This window comes from Pseudoalteromonas sp. SR43-3, assembly GCF_014163875.1.
GTDB lineage: Bacteria > Pseudomonadota > Gammaproteobacteria > Enterobacterales > Alteromonadaceae > Pseudoalteromonas > Pseudoalteromonas distincta.
Window position 1 is genome coordinate 44,074 of record NZ_JACJEC010000020.1, and the last position, 17,425, is coordinate 61,498.

Genomic DNA, 17,425 nt, shown 5'->3' on the forward strand with positions numbered 1-17,425 from the left:
TTATTACTCAATTTTAAAAATAAGGTTTAAGATTTATTTAGATTCGGTGCAGGTACAAAGTCCATGCACAGTGCCAACGGAATTAAGACAAGGGCTATAATTCCCAACACTAAATACGCATCAGCAATAGATAAAACTAAAGACTGCTGAGCAATAACACTACCAAGCTCCGTAGGTGTTGCGCTTTGTGGTAGAGAGTTACCAACTAGTGAAGCATGATCTAATAACATTTCGTTATGAAAACGACTTCGAACAACGATCAACTGTCCAACAACTGCACCACCAATTAGCGATCCAAAAACACGTAAGGTATTTATAGTTCCCGAAAAGTACGGGCCCTCACTTGGGTCTAACACGCTAGTCATTAAGAATAATATAGGGACAACGGCCATTGGCTGGCCAAATGCCTGCAATAACTGGGCTGTTAAAAATTGATCGCCATGCCATTGCGGCGTTATTTGAGTACCACTAAAACAAGCAAGAGAAATTAAGAACAGGCCTATTGCCATAACAAATCGTGCATCAACCCATTTTTTATATAAAAAAAGTGCAACAACAGATCCCAGCACTAACTGCGGTAAAGCAATAAGCAACCCAATAGGCGCTAACTGTAATGCTCGATAGTTATGTAAATTTGTTAAATGAACTGAAGGAAGCATTGAACCCGACATAAAAACCACCAACAATAACGTTAGTATCACCGCGCCAATACCTAAATTACGTTTACCGATTAGCTGAGGCTTCATAAATGGGGTTTTATGATGCCACTCCGTAAACAAATAACAGCCAAACAAAACAATTCCAGCACTAAAACATACGGTAATAAGTGATGAATTAAACCAGTCAAGCCGAACTCCTTGATCGAGAGCTGTAGCAATTAACGCAAGTGATGAAACCCCGCATATTAGACCTAACCAGTTACCTTCTTTAAAGCGAGCATACTTAACACCTTCTTTTGGTAAGCCCCATGCTGTTAGAGAGCCGGCTACAAGACACAATGGAATAACTTGCCAGTAAATTAAGCGCCAATCAGATAACCCATCAACCCATTGGCCACTTAACCAAATAGCTAAATTAGGTGCAAATGTAGCAGTCATTGCATATAAAGCTAAACCATGTAAACGAATATGAGGAGGTAGAAACTTAAGTGCGGCCATCATTAAAATAGGGATTAACGCGCCACTGCTTACACCTTGGATAAAGCGTAAAGCGATCAGTAAATCTAAGTTGTGAATAAACGGCAATATTGCGGCTATAAGACCACATACTGTCACCATACTAATATGAAAACGCCTAACCGATAACGTAATAGCAAACCATGAAGCAAACGGCATTGCTATTAATTCTCCTACGGTGTAAGCGCTCGATAGCCACGATGCATCATCAAGGCTTGCGCCCAACACGCCACGAATATCAACAAGACCTAAAGAACCGACACGATTATTTAAACCGGCCATCATTGCCGCAATAAAAATACCTAAGAGTCCGGCAATTGCTTGTTTAGAAGGTCCTGCGGGTCTTACAATGGGATCCGCGTTTTGTATGGGCACATTAATTGTGGCTGCATTCATTACTCCCCCTCCGCAACTATTTCATTTCTCGCTGATGTTTTTTTAGGCAAAATATCAGGATTCCAGCCTCCACCTAATGATTTATATAAGCTAACCACCGCAAGTGATGCATTAGTGGCGCTATTGTTTAAATTAGTTTGGCTTGCCAGTAAGTTGCGCTGTGCAGTGAGTACACTAAGATAATCTGCAGCACCCTGCTGGTAAGCTCGCTCAACGCTATGTAGTGCTTGTTTATTAAAGTTATATGCTATTTCTACTTTATCGTGGTGGTTTTGCTGTGCCGCCCAGCCATCTACTGCGTTATCTACTTCATGCCATGCTTTGAGTACTGTTTGGCGATAATTTAATGCCGCATTTTTCTCGCGTTCTTTTGTTAATTTAAGTTGTGACTTTAAGCGTCCACCTTGAAAAATAGGCAAATATACATTGGGCCCAACAGAAAATACGCGTGAGTCCCACGTTGATAAATCGTGCTGCGCATAACCTTCAACACCTAATGTACCCGTTAACGTAATACGCGGGTAAAAATCTGCTTGTGCTACACCAATAGCAGCTACGGCACTGTGTAAATTTGCCTGAGCTTGTAAGATATCTGGGCGGCGTTTTACAAATTCAGATGGGATCACCTTAGGTATGTCAGTAGGAATATGTGGCTGTGGTATACGTGCTGCTAATAAAGCATTTAATGCACGCGGTTGCTCCCCAATTAATAATGCAAGTGCATTCATTAATACATTACGACGCTGTGTTACCTCTGGTAATCCCGCATTAATTGTTGCTAGTTCTGCCTGGGCACTAATAGTTTCAAAGCGCGTGCTTACACCATTTCTTTCACGACTTTGCACAAGGGTTAATACACGCTCTGCAATGCTTTTATTTTCATGTGTAATTTCTAATTGTGTTTGCGCACTTCGCAGCAACAAGTAGGCTTTAGCAACTTCGCCCGCGAGGCTGACCCGCACAGCTTCACGTTCAAATAATGACGCTTGCAACATAGCGATTGTGCCCTCTTCTATTCGTTTATTACGACCCCATAAATCCAGCTCCCAACTGGCATCAAACCCTAGCTGCCAAAAGTTATCAGCATCTGGTGGCGCACCAAGTGCGACAAATTTACCGTTTTCGCTAAGACCTTCACGTTTGTAATCAACTCCAGCAGATACGTTTGGCAAACGCTCTGATGATGCTATACCCAATGCTGCTCGACTTTGTGCAATTCGACTTGAAGCCATTTGTAAGTCAAGATTACCCAGCTGCGCTTTTTGCTCTAATTCAGTTAAAATAGGGTCGTTTAATATAGTCCACCAGTTCCATACTAATTCAGCTTTGTTGCTTTGCTCGCCTTGGCCAAAGTCGGCTGTAGGCGTTACAGCCGCGTTATTTATGTTTGCATTAGGCTCTTCAAAAGTAGGACCTACAACACACCCTGATAAAATAGCAATTGACGTAAGTGCTATGGCTGTGTGCCGTGAATAGTTAAAAAGCCTTTTATTAAAACGCAGAGTTGCCATTTCGATATCCCAAATTTAACAATGTAACAAACAGTACTGTACCGCTCGGTTTGATTTAATAACAAAAAACTTAACAAATCAATATTAGCAAGATCACAATCATGAATGTATTTTAGAAACAATTAGCTAAGTTATATTAGCGTTACTGAAGTGGACTAGTTACTGTAAACTCAAAGCTTAAATTGAACTGTACCGCTCGGTTTGGTATGCTATTCATAATTTAATATCATGTCAAGGTGAAATGTAATGACAAAAGAGCTTACTAATTCCCAAAGCACTACGCCTCCTAGTGAGCTAGAGCTTGGGGCAAAAGCAAGGACAGTATTACAAGCAGCTCGTAAAATATTTTTAACTCATGGGTTTAACGGTGCAACTACTGATATGATCCAACGTGAAGCAGGGGTATCAAAATCGACGGTTTACGCTCACTTTACAAATAAAGAAACATTATTTTTAGCAGTCATAAAAAGTGAATGCGAAGTATTTACGGCTTCAATTCATAATATTACTTTTAAACCTGGTAACTTAACTGAAAACTTACGCCGTTTAGGGTATGCCTATTTACAAGTTGCTTTGGCGGAATCAGCAATGGCGCTATACCGCGTCGTAATAGCTGAAGCTCCCCGCTTCCCAGCTCTTGGTCATATGTTTTACAATTCAGGTCCGCTTGTAGTAAAAGGTAAAGTGTCTAAGTATTTAACAGATGCAGTGGCTTCAAACGAGCTTAACTTTGAAACTATTAGTATTGAAGAAGCTACCGATGTATTTGTTGCGTTAATGCGCAGCGAGCTCCATTTGTTATATCTAACTCACCCGGATAGACCAATAACTAAAGATGCGATTGATCGATGGGTTGAAATAACCATCGACTTTTTAGTACGCTCATACGGCTGTTAAATATGTAATTATTTAATGGGTAATAACATTATTACGAATGCGTATTTCTTACACGTGTTCGTTTTAAACAAACACTCAAAATCATCGTATTAAACCTTGCTATGCCTTCTCAGCCTCATTTCGCCTATGCATCAATATATAAACTCGTGGCAGTAAATCGGCTATGGAGAGCAGCTTGGCAAAAAATTAGTGACTTTAAAAGATGTAAAACTATGTAAGTTTTTTAAACAGCGAATTAATATTATATCCATGTAACTTGTTAAATTTAAATAACTTAAACATAAAAAAAAGAGCTAAAGATCATGCAACTAATGATTGTAATTTAGCCACCAAGACCGCTATAAGCTTGTGTAATCAGGTCGTAACGCATATTATTGGCGGATTGCATGGAGGATAAGTCGTTTGGTCATGAAAACCAGTAAGTTAAGTATAAGATTATTATGGTATATAACACCTCTTGTTATTCTGCCACTGCTATTTTTAGGTGGCTTTACGCTCACCAATGTCACTAATTCAACACAAAAACAAGCTGATTTAATAATGAGCCGTTTTGTTGAGCAACAACAGCAAAAAATATTCAACTATATCGACTCTTTTCACTCTACTGCAAAACTACTTTCAAATTCGCCAGTACTTAGTGACTTTTTAGCAAACGATATTAGTGCCAACGGTAATTACACCCGAAAACTTGGCGCGCTTATGGATGTATTTGCCAGTTACAGCGAAGCTTATCCAGATATAATTAGCATTAATTTAGTTTCAGCAAGTGGGAAAAGTGATGCCTACTACTCTAATAACCTAACAACAGCGCCTAAAAGCTATCCATTTTTTAATCGAGTATTGCAAAGTAATTTAAGTACACAGCAATTTATGATTCAAAAGGACGATGGCACCACGAGCTTATATTTCATTCAACGAATTGACAGCGTTGATTACTACTTGAAACGTCCACAGCAGCTTGGTTTTATTGTAATACATATAGAGCCTTCAATACTCAACTCCAGTATTTTAGAAGCGCCATATAACAACACACTTAATTTAATGTTGACCAAAGACGGGAAAATTTTATTTAGCTCCGACTACAACATGCGCGGCCAATACATAAGCGAATATGAACTTAACCAAGTACATGATCTTGCCGATATAGGCATGCTTTCTACCATTGAACTCTCAAGCATAGATAAAATAGAGCGAATGATTTTTGCCGTACAAATGCCCGGTGGATATTATTACGTTTCAACCATTCCCAAAGGTGTGCTTTATCAATCTGGTAAAGCCATAAGCCTAATAACAGGCTTAATTGTTATTATTTCGATAATCACCCTGCCAATATTAATTTTTATAGTGGTACGTAATTTACTACTTAATCCAATTGAATTACTAGGTGCTGCAAGCCACCGTGTTGGTGATGGCGATTTGTCGGTGCACTTACCAGCTCATACAAATGACGAAGTGGGTGTTTTGTTTAACGACTTTAACCACATGGTTAATCAAATTAGACACTACCAGCAGCAGCTTGAAGAATATAAACACCACCTTGAAGATAAAGTAGAAAGTCGTACTAAAGCACTTGAAGCCATGAACAGCCAACTAGAGCTTGCAATTGGCCAAGCCGAGCAAGCTAATCAGCTTAAAAGTCGTTTTTTAGCTAATATGAGTCACGAAATACGAACGCCACTTACGGCTATTATGGGCTTTACAGAGCAATTACTCCACAACGACAAAGTAGCCAACGACAAACAACATTTAAGCACTATTTTACGTAATTCAAAACACTTACTAGAGTTAATAAATAACATACTCGACTTATCTAAAATTGAAGCTGAAAAGCTAGCTGTCGATTTGTCTGCGTTAAACGTAGTGCAGCTTGTGCATGACATTGAATCGATTATTCAACCACTGGCACAAGAAAAACAATTAACCCTTAATATTGATTACCAACTGCCGCTACCTCGCACCATTTATAGTGATGTGACCCGCTTAAAACAAATACTTATAAATATTGCAAATAACGCTGTTAAATTTACCGAAAATGGCAGTGTGTCTATTTGCGTGCATTATTTACAAGCAAGTCAAAAGCTAGAATTTGTAATTAAAGATACCGGCATTGGGATGTCTGAGCATCAAATAGAGCGTGTGTTTAAACCGTTTGAGCAAGCCGATGCCACAACCACACGTCGTTTTGGTGGTACAGGCCTTGGGTTGTGTATTTCTAAAAATTTAGCACTGTTACTTGGTGGCGATGTAACGCTTGAAAGTGAAGTTGGCGTTGGTAGCCGCTTTACAATTAGGGTGTCGTGTCAGTTATCTGATGATCAACCAATGCTTGAGTTTTTAACGCAAGAAAGCCAGTTAATACCAGAGAAAGACCCTCTCTTATCGTTTGCGACCAATAACTTTGAGGCTAATATTTTAGTCGCTGAGGATAACCCTGATAACCAACTATTAATTAAATTATTACTGCAAACTTGGGGCCTTGAACCCGATATTGCTAGTAATGGCGCACAAGCTGTAGAAATGGCACTCGTTAATGACTATCAGCTTATTATAATGGATATGCAAATGCCTGTAATGGGCGGATTAGAAGCGACTAAAATGCTTCGTCATGCAGCATACGATGGCCCCATTATTGCCCTTACTGCTAATGTAATGAACCACGATATAGGCACTTACCTAGAAGCTGGCTGCAACAAAGCACTCGCTAAGCCCATTGATAAAGATGCTCTGGAAAATGTACTCGTAAGCTACCTACATCTTGAAAAGGATAATCAAAATAAGTGGGACAGCTTATTAAAAAGCGAAAAGTTTCAGCAAATTACTGATAACTATTTAGCCAACTTACCTACTTATTTAGAAGAAGTTAAAACTCTGCAACATTGTAATGACTGGGAAGCATTAAGAAGTATAGCGCACAGTATTAAAGGTAGTTCTGGATGCTTTAATTTTGATGAGATTTACCACAGCGCTGCGGCACTTGAAGAAAATTTAAAAAGTAACAATAAAGTGCCAAGAGACGAGCTAGTAAATAAATTAATAGCAGCCATTGAGCAAGCAATTAGTGGCAAAGTAACCTAAAAGAAAACTTACAAAATAGTACAAGTTCGGTGCGTTAGTGCTCTATGCTTAAAACGCTAACCACCGACTTTAATTATGAAAAGTTTAAACCTAATGCCATGCCCATTAAAATAGCGTCTTCAAAGCCATTTTTGGCCGGATTATCACTTGGATAGTAGTTTTTACGCACTGACATCTCTGTAAAGCCAGCGTTCTCGTATAGCGCAATAGCCCGCGTATTAGATTCGCGTACTTCTAAAAAGAGGTTTTCAGCATTTTGCTGTTCACCATATTCAATAAACTGGGCTAACAACTGCCTTGCAATACCCTTACCCTGGTGGCTTGGTGTTACACAAATATCCATAAGCGTAAAATCAGGCCCTGCTTTTTCACCAATATAAAAACCAATCATGCTCACCTCATCAAATGCGGCAACATTAAAATAGCGCCCGCCTATACATGAACTCATTGTATTTAAAGTCCACGGATGGCTATGACATGCTGTTTCGATGGTCATTAATTGAGGTATTGCAGTTTCATCTACTGATTTAAAGTTTATCAAGGTGTTCACTCATTAAAGCCCATAAAGCACGCTTCTCAGAGGCGTTGAGCTGTGGGGTTGGCAATGTAAGCTGATTGTCGTTTAATTGCATCTCACTACCCTGTACAACGCTATTTATAATAATAGCCCCTGCACTGAGCTTAATGTCTGCAAATAGTTGCTCATTTATCGTTAAAGAACTAGCTGTCGTGCTTTGCGATAAAGTATCTGCTTGGTCATTTGTTTGAGAACAATAATGCTGATTGAGTTCAAGATTTTCTATATCAAAAATAGCTGCGTAACGTGGATGCATAACAACTCAGTAGATTAGACATTTGAACAATATAAGAAGTAATAAAAACGATGTAAAGAAGAAATGGCAGGGGCGGAGAGATTCGAACTCCCAACCATCGGTTTTGGAGACCGCTGTTCTACCAATTGGAACTACGCCCCTGCAATGACGACGAATTATAGAGAAGTTTCGCCAAAGGTAAAGAGAAAAATCACTCTTTTAGTTCAACTGCTTTTTAAATAAACAAAACGGCGAATTAGCATGCTAATTCGCCGTTTTTTAATCACTTAAAATTAGTTAATTAAAACTAAAATTAATTATTCCCATTCGATAGTTGCAGGTGGTTTACCTGAAATATCGTAAACAACACGAGAAATACCATCAATTTCGTTAATGATACGGTTTGAAACCACACCTAAAAACTCATATGGTAAATGTGACCAGCGTGCTGTCATAAAGTCGATTGTTTCTACACAACGAAGTGATACAACCCAATCGTACTTACGTGCATCGCCCATAACCCCTACCGATTTAACTGGTAAGAATACAGTAAACGCTTGGCTTACTTTATGGTAAAGCTCAGCTTTGTGTAGCTCTTCGATGAAAATCGCATCTGCGCGGCGTAGTAAATCACAGTACTCTTTTTTGATTTCGCCAAGTACACGTACACCTAAGCCTGGTCCAGGGAAAGGATGACGGTAAAGCATGTCGTACGGTAAACCAAGTTCTAGACCAATTTTACGCACTTCATCTTTGAATAATTCACGCAATGGCTCAACAAGGCCCATTTTCATGTCATCTGGTAATCCGCCCACATTGTGGTGAGATTTAATAACATGCGCTTTACCTGTGGCAGATGCCGCAGATTCAATAACGTCAGGATAAATAGTACCTTGCGCTAACCATTTCGCATTTTTAAGCTTTTTGGCTTGCTCATCAAATACATTAATAAACGTGTGACCAATGGCTTTACGTTTATCTTCTGGGTCTGACTTACCAGCTAAATCATTTAAAAACTGCTCTTCAGCTTCAACTTTAACAATGTTTAAGCCAAATTTATTACCAAACATGTCCATAACTTGCTGACCTTCGTTTAAACGAAGTAAACCATTATCAACAAATACACATGTTAGCTTTGCGCCAATTGCACGGTGAATAAGCATAGCCACAACTGATGAATCAACACCACCAGATAGACCTAAAATGACTTCGTCATCACCTACAGTTTCTTTAATACGCTCAATAGCATCATCGATGATTTTTGCAGGAGTCCATAATTTTTCACAGCCACAAATATCAATAGCGAAACGCTCAAGCAAACGTAACCCTTGATGAGTATGCGTTACTTCTGGGTGAAATTGTACGCCGTAAAAACGCTTTTCTTCGTTAGACATTGCAGCATGTGGACAAGTAGATGTTTTAGCTGTTGTTGTAAAATCAGCTGGAATGTCCATTACTTTATCGCCATGACTCATCCATACGTCAAGTATGCCGTTGCCGCCATCAGTAATATGGTCTTCAATTGCATCAAATAATGCACAGCTGCCTACTTTTTCAACTTGTGCGTAGCCAAACTCTTTTTTATCAGAGCTGTGTACACTTCCGCCAAGTTGAGCTGCCATTGTTTGCATGCCGTAGCAAATACCTAGCACAGGCACGCCTGCATTAAATACATACTCAGGAGCGCGCGGGCTGTTTTCAAGTGTTGTTGATTCTGGGCCACCAGAAAGAATAATACCTTGTGGGTTGAACTCGCGGATTTGCTCTTCAGTCACATCCCATGCCCAAAGTTCACAGTAAACACCAATTTCACGCACACGACGGGCGATTAATTGAGTGTATTGTGAACCAAAGTCTAAAATGAGAATTCGTGAATCGTGAATATCTTTGCTCATGGAGTATCTCGTAAAGTCTGATGCTAAATGCCGTTTGTTAATGTAAACGACTAAAAAGAGGGCTTGCAAAGCAAGCCCAGTATATTAAATTAATTACGCTGCTTAACCTAAGCGGTAATTTGGTGCTTCTTTAGTGATTTGCACATCATGAACGTGCGACTCACCCATACCTGCTGAAGTAACACGTACAAATTGTGGTTTTGTATTTAGCTCTTCAATTGTTGCGCAACCCGTTAAGCCCATAGCGCTTCGTAGGCCGCCCACTTGCTGATGAATAATCGTTGCAATAGGACCTTTGTAAGCTACGCGACCTTCAATACCTTCAGGTACTAACTTGTCTGCTTCGTTTGATTTTTGGAAGTAACGATCTGATGAACCTTCTTTTTGATCCATCGCGCCCAATGAGCCCATACCACGGTAAGATTTGTAATAACGGCCTTGGTACAATTCAACTTCACCTGGTGCTTCTTCTGTACCAGCAAGAAGAGAACCCACCATTACACACGATGCACCAGCAACAAGTGCTTTAACAATATCACCAGAAAAACGAATGCCACCATCAGCAATAACAGGAATGTCGCGACCTTTTAAGCCTTCAACAGCATCTGAAATAGCGGTAATTTGTGGAACGCCACAACCGGTAACAATACGTGTAGTACAGATAGAACCAGGGCCGATACCTACTTTAACTGCATCTGCTCCGGCATCAGCTAGTGCAATCGCACCTTCAGCCGTTGCAATGTTACCTGCAATAATTTGTAAGTCTGGGTACTCTTTGCGAGTTTTAGTAACACGGTCAATAACGCCTTGAGAGTGACCATGCGATGTATCGATAAGTAAAACATCAATACCCGCTTCTACTAATGCAGCAATACGCTCATCAGTACCTGCGCCAACACTTACAGCAGCACCTACACGTAAACGACCTTGGTCATCTTTACATGCGTCAGGTTTGTCTTGGGCTTTTTGGTAATCTTTTACTGTGATCATGCCTTTGAGTTTAAATTCATCATCAACAACAAGGATTTTTTCAATGCGGTGTTCGTGCATTAAGCCTAAAATTTCTTCGCGTGCTGCGCCCTCTTTAACGGTAACAAGCTTTTCTTTTTTGGTCATAACGGTAGAAACAGGCTGTTCAAGCTTAGTTTCAAAACGCATATCACGACTAGTAACAATGCCTACAAGCACATTATTGCTGTCGGTAACCGGAAAGCCTGAAAAACCTTTTTCGTGCGAAAGCTCAATTGCATCTGCAATTGTTAAATCGGCAGTGACCGTTACAGGGTATGAAACAATACCTGCTTCGTAGGTTTTAACTTTACGTACGTTTTTCGCTTGTTCTTCAATAGTCATGTTTTTATGAATAAAACCAAGACCACCTTCTTGCGCAAGGGCAATAGCTAAACGAGCTTCTGTAACAGTATCCATAGATGCTGAAATAAGCGGCAAGTTAAGTTTGATACCACGCGTTAAGCGAGTTGAAATATTTGCCGTGTGTGGCAAAACAGTAGAATGACCAGGTACTAAAAGTACGTCATCAAAGGTAAGAGCTTCTTTAGCGATTCTAAGCATTTTGGCAACTTCTCACATGTGGATCTAAGATAAGGAATTGCGGCCAAATTTTAACAGCGTTGTTGGCATGAGTAAATAATATTTCGCAAATATTTATGATAAAGTAGTGCAATAAATAGTTTTAGGTTGTTTTTTATGTTTTCGAAGCCTTCGCAGGCGGTTTACACCGTTTCACGCCTTAATAGAGAAATTCGCACAATTCTTGAGCAAGGTTTTGCATCTTTAGTGCTCACGGGCGAAATTTCTAACTTTATTACCCCTGCATCTGGACATTGGTACTTTTCGTTAAAAGACGATAAAGCACAAATTAAAGCCGCTATGTGGCGTGGGAATAATCGCAACCAAAGCTATCGCCCTGCAAATGGCGCGCAAGTTACAGTAAAAGCGCGTGTATCACTTTATGAACCTCGCGGTGACTACCAGCTTATTGTTGAGCATATGGAACCGGCCGGCGAAGGTCAGCTAAAACAAGAATTCGATGCACTTAAAATGCGTTTGGCCGCCGAAGGATTATTTAGCTCTGCGTATAAAAAACCACTTCCGCAAAACATTAATCGTATTGGTGTTATTACCTCTGCAACCGGCGCTGCTATAAAAGATATTTTAACGGTACTTAAACGCCGTGCGCCGCAGTTAGAAGTAATCATTTACCCTGCTATGGTACAAGGCAAAGAAGCACACCTACATTTAATTAATCAAATTGAATTAGCTAATGCTCGTGATGAAGTTGACGTACTTATTTTAGGACGAGGCGGCGGATCACTTGAAGATTTATGGTGTTTTAATCACGAACAGCTCGCACGAGCTATTTTTGAAAGTGAATTACCTATAGTAAGTGCAGTAGGCCATGAAATAGATACAACCATTAGCGATTACGTTGCTGATGTTCGTGCAGCCACTCCATCAGCCGCAGCTGAGCTTGTAAGCCCAAATACGCAAGAGTTACACAACAAAGTAACACAATTAGTTAATCGTTTATCTAACGCGTTTAAGCACGGTATTGCCGATAAACGCGCATTAGCAACGCAGTTACAACACCGCCTTAATTTGTGTCATCCGCGTAATCAGCTTAGTCAAAAATCACAACGTTTGGATGAGCTAAGCATTGCGCTGCAACAAGCTATGCGTAATCGTTTATATCAGCAAGAACGCACACTCAATAACTTAACGCCTCGTTTGATGCGCCAATCACCTGATAAAAAACTCGCTTCAGCAAGCCATCAACTCTCGCAATTACAAGCTAGGCTAAACCAAGCTATACAGCATCAGTTACAACAAGCGAATAATAGCTTAGCACTGCAAGCAAGCAGGTTAGACTCGGTAAGTCCGCTTAATGTTTTAGCGCGCGGTTATAGCATCACTAAAACACAGCAAGGAAAAGTAGTTAAATCTGTGGGGCAAATTAAAACAGGCGATGTTTTAGTTACAGAGTTAGTCGATGGCTCTATAGAATCACAAATTATTTAAAGCTCTGTACTTAGCAACATTTTAAGTTCGCTATCGCTCGATGTGGAGGTAGTGCTTTTAAATTGTTGCCAAAACTCTTGTTCCATCAACTTATCGTTTAGCTCTCGCCATTGAGCATTACCAAATGTGTCGTTATCAATGGGGGCGGCAAGTTCAAATTCACATACTGTTTTTTTACATTTTGCACTAACAACGTCAGGAATAATTGATAAATCAGCTGTTAATAAAAAATCTTGTAATGCCATTTCAGTACGATAAGCCCATTCTTCATCGCGCGTTTGATTTTCAAATTTATCACGTAAAACCTGCTCAAAATCTGAAGGGCCCCTCATTTTCTTTAAAACACTTTTGAGCGCCGCTTTCTGTTCGGCGAGTTGCTGCTTAAGCTGAGTTACTTGCTCTTCTAAAGGTAGTTCATCAAGCATTTGGGTTTCTGAATTGGTTGTAGGCGTGTCTTCAGCGGGCTCTATACTAGCGACTTGCTCAGGTACTGCAGAGTCTGCATTACTCAATACCTCATTACTTTGTTGTTCAGTATGAAGCTTTTTCTGTTTTTCATAACTTGGCTGCGACTTAACAGATTCTGGATGACTTGAAGCTGCATTAAAGTAGCTCCAAGTTAAACCTACACCCGCAATAAAACCAATCCCTAGAGCCAATAAACTATTCTTGTTCATGTTAACTCCTTTTAAGTTTTATTATTTTTAATTACTTATAACATTGCACTCGTGTGCGATTCGTTTTCAGGCTCAGGATTTGCTAAAAAGTTTTGGTTCATACTTTGCGCCGGACACTCACAATCCGGTCGACCAATAATTTTAGCGGGTACGCCAACAGCGGTTGTGTGTGGTGGAACATTGCTAAGCACAACTGAGCCCGCACCAATTCGTGCGCCCTCACCTACTTCAATATTACCAAGTACTTTAGCGCCGGCGCCAATTAATACGCCTGCTCTAATTTTAGGATGACGATCGCCCTGCTCATTACCTGTACCGCCAAGCGTTACAGATTGCAAAATTGATACGTTATCTTCAATTACCGCTGTTTCACCAATAACAATACCGGTTGCGTGGTCAAACATAATGCCTTTACCCACTTTACATGCTGGGTGAATATCGACCCCAAACACTTCAGAGTTACGGCTTTGAATAAAGCGCGCTAGCTCTTTGCGATTTTGTTGCCACAAACAATTAGCCAAACGGTGCGCCTGAATAGCATGAAAACCTTTTAGATTTAATATAACCGTAAGATAGGTTTCTGATGCAGGGTCGCGGTCTTTTACCGCTTTAATATCCTCAGCAACAAAAGATAGCATACGGTCACATTTTACAAATGCTTGGTCAAACAGCTCTCGGATAGTGAATGCAGATACCACCGCATCAGCCAACTTATTAGCAACAATAAAGCTCAATGCCGAACCTAAACAATCATGATTTAAAACACATGAATAAACATGACTTGCTAATAATGGTTCACGTTTTACTACATCGTTAGCTTCGTCGCGAAGCTGTTGCCAAATTGCATGACGCATAATACTGCACTGCCTTAAGTTGATATAAAATAGCCTTTTCCCAAGTCTAACGGATTTAACCACTAAGGTGTTAATCCCTTAGTTATTTGTTCTGGTTATTAGGTATAACTGTTTATTAAGTTTCATTATTAAATAATAAAAATGCCACGATGCTTATAGCACCGAGGCATTATTTTAACGCTTAAAAAACACTTAAATTATTGAAATACTTTATCGACTTTCATCACTTCAATATTTTTTGCAGGAATTGCTAATTTATAATCAGCAATCACTTTATCTTCAGCCACTAATTCAGCAGGTTTATTAGTGTTATAAATCATTGGTGATGTTTGCTGCGATGCTAAACGTTTTTGCATATCAGCGCCGTCACCAGTAATAAATACATAGTGAACATTGTCTGTTTGTAAGTTTTCTTTAATAACGCGATTAACATCAGCAAGCGTTAGCGTTTTAAGTTTATTAGTTACGTAACTTACAAAGTTATCAGTGTTGTAAAATTCGCTATCAAGCGCGTAACCTAATTGGCGATTTTGACTTGCAACCATTTGCGGCACAAAGTTAATTAAAAAGTTACGCGTAGCTTCAAAATCACCTTCGCTCATACCATTTTTAATTAGCTTATCTAGCTCAAACAAGGCGGTACGTGTTGCAAAGTGCGCATCGTTATTAGAGCGAAGTGGGCGTAACCACACTTGAAATATTTGCTCTGAGCGCCCTAGGTTTGCATCTGGCTTGGTTTGAAACATACCACGTGGAAAATATTCAATATATGCGTAATCGCCATAGTTCATGCCGCGAGTTTCACGAATGCGCTCATATAAAAAGCTGTTAGAACTACGGTGCTCACCAAAGTACGAACGCACAAGCCAAAGGGCTGTCCAGTCTTCGCTACTTCTTATTGTATCAATAGGAAAACCAAACGATACAGCAGTCGATTGTGCCGATTTTTCTACAATAGTTGCATGATGACCTTTAAGCACTGGCGCATCAGGAATACTTAAACGGCTTTGCTCACCTTTTGGTAGCGTTGCAAAATCGCTCATCATTTTAGCTTTAAGGTTTGCAGGCACAGCCCCAATTAAGCCAACCGTGAGTTTAGATTGCGTAAGCTCGCTGTTATAAAACGCTTTAACATCATCTAGCGTCAACGCTTCTAAATCCGAAATATCACCGTAGTTGTAACTTTCGTAAGGGTGATTTTTGTAAAGTGCACTGTATAGCACTTCTTTGCCTAGCTCTTCATCGTTAGATGCTTTTAAGCCTGATTTAATACCATCGATCATTTCTTTTTTAAGGCGTTTAAAGTCATCGTCTCTAAAGCCTGGGTTTAATAATTGATCGCTCACAAGTGAATACCACTGCGCTGCATTGTCTTTATGAATACGCCCTTGGAACGACAGCATTTCTTTATCTATTTGATAACCAAAGCTACCTGCAAGCGGATAAAGTGCTTTTTGAATATCTTTATAGCTTGTCGCCTCTGAGCCACCTTGTGCAAGCATTGCCGCAGTGAGCGCTGCAACACCTTTTTTGCCTTGAGGGTCGGCAGCCGCGCCGGTATTGAATAAAAAGTTAACATCGATTAACGGCGAGCTATTGGTTTTATCAAGTACTTTAAATGCAGGTGCCGCAGGTGCTTGTTCAAGCTTTGCAGTAAGCGCATTTAAATTAACTTCTTGCTCAAAACCTGGGGCTTTATCAAGTGCCGACATTGTTAATGTGGTACGTGCGTTATCAGTAAAGTATTTATTAGCAACGGCTTTAATATCTGCGCTGGTGATGTTATCTGCCGATTTATACAGCTGGTTTATAACCTCAGGATCGCGCTCAAAATGCATGTAGCTGGCAAGGGTTGATGCAATCGCTTGCGACGAATCTAAGCCATTAATAAAGCTGTATTTAAGATTCGATTTTAAATCACTTAGCTTTTGCTCATCAACAAGCTCAGTGCGTGCTTTTGCATAAGTTCGATTAATGGCATCGCGCGCAGTGGCTAAATCGCCTGCGTTTTCTACTTTAACAAATACGTGTAATAAACCCGGATCTTTAGTCTCTGGGTTATAGGTAAACATTTGGCTGGCAATTTGTTTGTCGACCACTAGCTCTTGATATAAATCTGAATTACTAGAAAAATAAAGCTGTGAGATTAAATCAAGCGCCGCTCTGTCTTTTTTAGCAGGCTCCCACGCAGCGCCTTTGTACGATACGAGTAACCAATGCCCTGGTAGCGCTTCATCTTGCTGGTGTAAATATTTTGGTGCTTGTTGAACAGGTTCTGCTTTAATGTCAGCAACATAGTTACCCTTTTTCCAGCTGCCCCAATGCTTTTTAACCATTGCCATTGTTGCTTGTGGGTCTACATCGCCCACGATGACAAGTGACACATACTCAGGCTTATAAAACTTAGCAAAAAACTCTTTACCATAGGCCATTTGATCAGGCATGGCTTCTATGTCTTTAAAAAAGCCCATAGTGGTGTGTTTATACGTGTGCTTATCAAACGCTTCTTCGCGTACAGCGCTTAATAATTTACGAATTGGGCTCGCGTTGTTTTTTAAGTACTCACCTTTTACCGTTTGTGCTTCTGTTCTAAATTGCTCTTCGGTGTAGGTTAAGTTTTGAAAAATATCAGCTTCAAGCTCAAGTACTTTATCAAGGTGCTGCTTCGAAAAGTTTAAATGGTAATTTGTGTAATCGTTTGTTGTATAAGCGCGGTTATCAACACCTGAATTTTTTAATATGTCTGAGTACACATCTTCAGGGTATTTTTGTGAGCCTTTAAACATCATGTGTTCAAAAAAGTGAGCAAAGCCTGTTTTGCCCTCTTCAACTTCGTTACGCGACCCAACCGATACCGGAATTTGCAGCGACACTACATCAGGGTAATCGGTTTTAACAACCATGACACGTAAGCCGTTTTCTAGTTCTTCAATTAAGTAATCTTGCGAAAAAACACGATCATCAGCTTTATTTACTTGTTCTTGTTGTGCTGTTGTTTGCGTGCTTTGATTTTGTTGCATGGTGCAACCTGTTAAAGCCAGCGATACCGCTAAGCTGGTTGCTAATAATTTAAATTTCATTGTTGTCCCTTTTT

The 17,425-nt window shown here is 40.0% G+C and carries 12 protein-coding genes and 1 tRNA gene; 3 read left to right on the top strand and 10 right to left on the bottom strand.

Annotated features, from left to right (window positions below):
• Positions 1-26: 26 nt before the first annotated feature.
• Together H5088_RS17150 and H5088_RS17155 are read right to left on the bottom strand one after the other, a co-directional pair.
• Complete coding sequence (locus H5088_RS17150; RefSeq protein ID WP_182753901.1) at positions 27-1,571, bottom strand: MFS transporter; 1,545 nt, start codon at positions 1,569-1,571, stop codon at positions 27-29.
• Complete coding sequence (locus tag H5088_RS17155) at positions 1,571-3,082, bottom strand: efflux transporter outer membrane subunit (protein ID WP_182753903.1); 1,512 nt, start codon at positions 3,080-3,082, stop codon at positions 1,571-1,573. Before H5088_RS17155 ends, H5088_RS17150 begins: the two co-directional genes overlap by 1 nt.
• Before the next feature lie 246 nt (positions 3,083-3,328).
• Here H5088_RS17155 and H5088_RS17160 point away from each other — a divergent pair, with 246 nt between their 5' ends.
• Positions 3,329-3,979 carry a TetR/AcrR family transcriptional regulator gene (locus H5088_RS17160; RefSeq protein WP_182753905.1) on the top strand — a complete coding sequence of 217 codons (651 nt, stop codon included), beginning with the start codon at positions 3,329-3,331 and terminating at the stop codon, positions 3,977-3,979.
• 408 nt (positions 3,980-4,387) lie between these two features.
• On the top strand, positions 4,388-7,054 hold the full coding sequence (locus tag H5088_RS17165) for an ATP-binding protein (protein ID WP_024596082.1): 2,667 nt from the start codon (positions 4,388-4,390) through the stop codon (positions 7,052-7,054).
• Between the two features lie 73 nt (positions 7,055-7,127).
• On the opposite strand, the gene rimI is transcribed toward H5088_RS17165, so the two are convergent.
• The 5 genes from rimI to guaB form a co-directional block, all read right to left on the bottom strand.
• Positions 7,128-7,595: a ribosomal protein S18-alanine N-acetyltransferase gene (rimI, locus tag H5088_RS17170; protein ID WP_182694287.1), complete on the bottom strand. Its 468-nt coding sequence runs from the start codon at positions 7,593-7,595 to the stop codon at positions 7,128-7,130.
• Positions 7,582-7,887, bottom strand: coding sequence for a hypothetical protein (locus H5088_RS17175; RefSeq protein WP_182694285.1), 306 nt, complete (start codon positions 7,885-7,887; stop codon positions 7,582-7,584). The genes rimI and H5088_RS17175 overlap by 14 nt, the downstream gene beginning before the upstream one ends.
• 64 nt (positions 7,888-7,951) lie before the next feature.
• Positions 7,952-8,028 (bottom strand) — tRNA-Trp (locus tag H5088_RS17180).
• 155 nt (positions 8,029-8,183) lie between these two features.
• Positions 8,184-9,761, bottom strand: coding sequence for a glutamine-hydrolyzing GMP synthase (gene guaA, locus H5088_RS17185; protein WP_002958782.1), 1,578 nt, complete (start codon positions 9,759-9,761; stop codon positions 8,184-8,186).
• A gap of 102 nt (positions 9,762-9,863) precedes the next feature.
• Entirely contained in the window at positions 9,864-11,333 is a 1,470-nt protein-coding gene (gene guaB / locus H5088_RS17190) for an IMP dehydrogenase (RefSeq protein ID WP_002958783.1), read from the bottom strand.
• A 135-nt stretch (positions 11,334-11,468) separates the two neighbouring features.
• Here guaB and xseA point away from each other — a divergent pair, with 135 nt between their 5' ends.
• On the top strand, positions 11,469-12,800 hold the full coding sequence (gene xseA / locus H5088_RS17195; RefSeq protein WP_149602214.1) for an exodeoxyribonuclease VII large subunit: 1,332 nt from the start codon (positions 11,469-11,471) through the stop codon (positions 12,798-12,800).
• On the opposite strand, the gene H5088_RS17200 is transcribed toward xseA, so the two are convergent.
• The 3 genes from H5088_RS17200 to H5088_RS17210 form a co-directional block, all read right to left on the bottom strand.
• Positions 12,797-13,477: a hypothetical protein gene (locus H5088_RS17200; RefSeq protein ID WP_182753907.1), complete on the bottom strand. Its 681-nt coding sequence runs from the start codon at positions 13,475-13,477 to the stop codon at positions 12,797-12,799. The genes xseA and H5088_RS17200 overlap by 4 nt on opposite strands.
• Positions 13,478-13,512: 35 nt before the next feature.
• Positions 13,513-14,331, bottom strand: a complete 819-nt coding sequence (gene cysE / locus H5088_RS17205) for a serine O-acetyltransferase (RefSeq protein ID WP_002958786.1) — start codon at positions 14,329-14,331, stop codon at positions 13,513-13,515.
• A 197-nt stretch (positions 14,332-14,528) separates the two neighbouring features.
• Positions 14,529-17,411 carry a pitrilysin family protein gene (locus H5088_RS17210; RefSeq protein WP_182753909.1) on the bottom strand — a complete coding sequence of 961 codons (2,883 nt, stop codon included), beginning with the start codon at positions 17,409-17,411 and terminating at the stop codon, positions 14,529-14,531.
• Between the last annotated feature and the right edge of the window lie 14 nt (positions 17,412-17,425).

Excerpts from the sequence above, each read along its gene's own strand:
- H5088_RS17150 (WP_182753901.1), bottom strand. The coding sequence starts at position 1,571 with ATGAATGCAGCCACAATTAATGTGCCCATACAAAACGCGGATCCCATT.
- H5088_RS17155 (WP_182753903.1), bottom strand. The coding sequence starts at position 3,082 with ATGGCAACTCTGCGTTTTAATAAAAGGCTTTTTAACTATTCACGGCAC.
- H5088_RS17160 (WP_182753905.1), top strand. The coding sequence starts at position 3,329 with ATGACAAAAGAGCTTACTAATTCCCAAAGCACTACGCCTCCTAGTGAG.
- H5088_RS17165 (WP_024596082.1), top strand. The coding sequence starts at position 4,388 with ATGAAAACCAGTAAGTTAAGTATAAGATTATTATGGTATATAACACCT.
- H5088_RS17175 (WP_182694285.1), bottom strand. The coding sequence starts at position 7,887 with ATGCATCCACGTTACGCAGCTATTTTTGATATAGAAAATCTTGAACTC.
- guaA (WP_002958782.1), bottom strand. The coding sequence starts at position 9,761 with ATGAGCAAAGATATTCACGATTCACGAATTCTCATTTTAGACTTTGGT.
- guaB (WP_002958783.1), bottom strand. The coding sequence starts at position 11,333 with ATGCTTAGAATCGCTAAAGAAGCTCTTACCTTTGATGACGTACTTTTA.
- xseA (WP_149602214.1), top strand. The coding sequence starts at position 11,469 with ATGTTTTCGAAGCCTTCGCAGGCGGTTTACACCGTTTCACGCCTTAAT.
- H5088_RS17200 (WP_182753907.1), bottom strand. The coding sequence starts at position 13,477 with ATGAACAAGAATAGTTTATTGGCTCTAGGGATTGGTTTTATTGCGGGT.
- cysE (WP_002958786.1), bottom strand. The coding sequence starts at position 14,331 with ATGCGTCATGCAATTTGGCAACAGCTTCGCGACGAAGCTAACGATGTA.
- H5088_RS17210 (WP_182753909.1), bottom strand. The coding sequence starts at position 17,411 with ATGAAATTTAAATTATTAGCAACCAGCTTAGCGGTATCGCTGGCTTTA.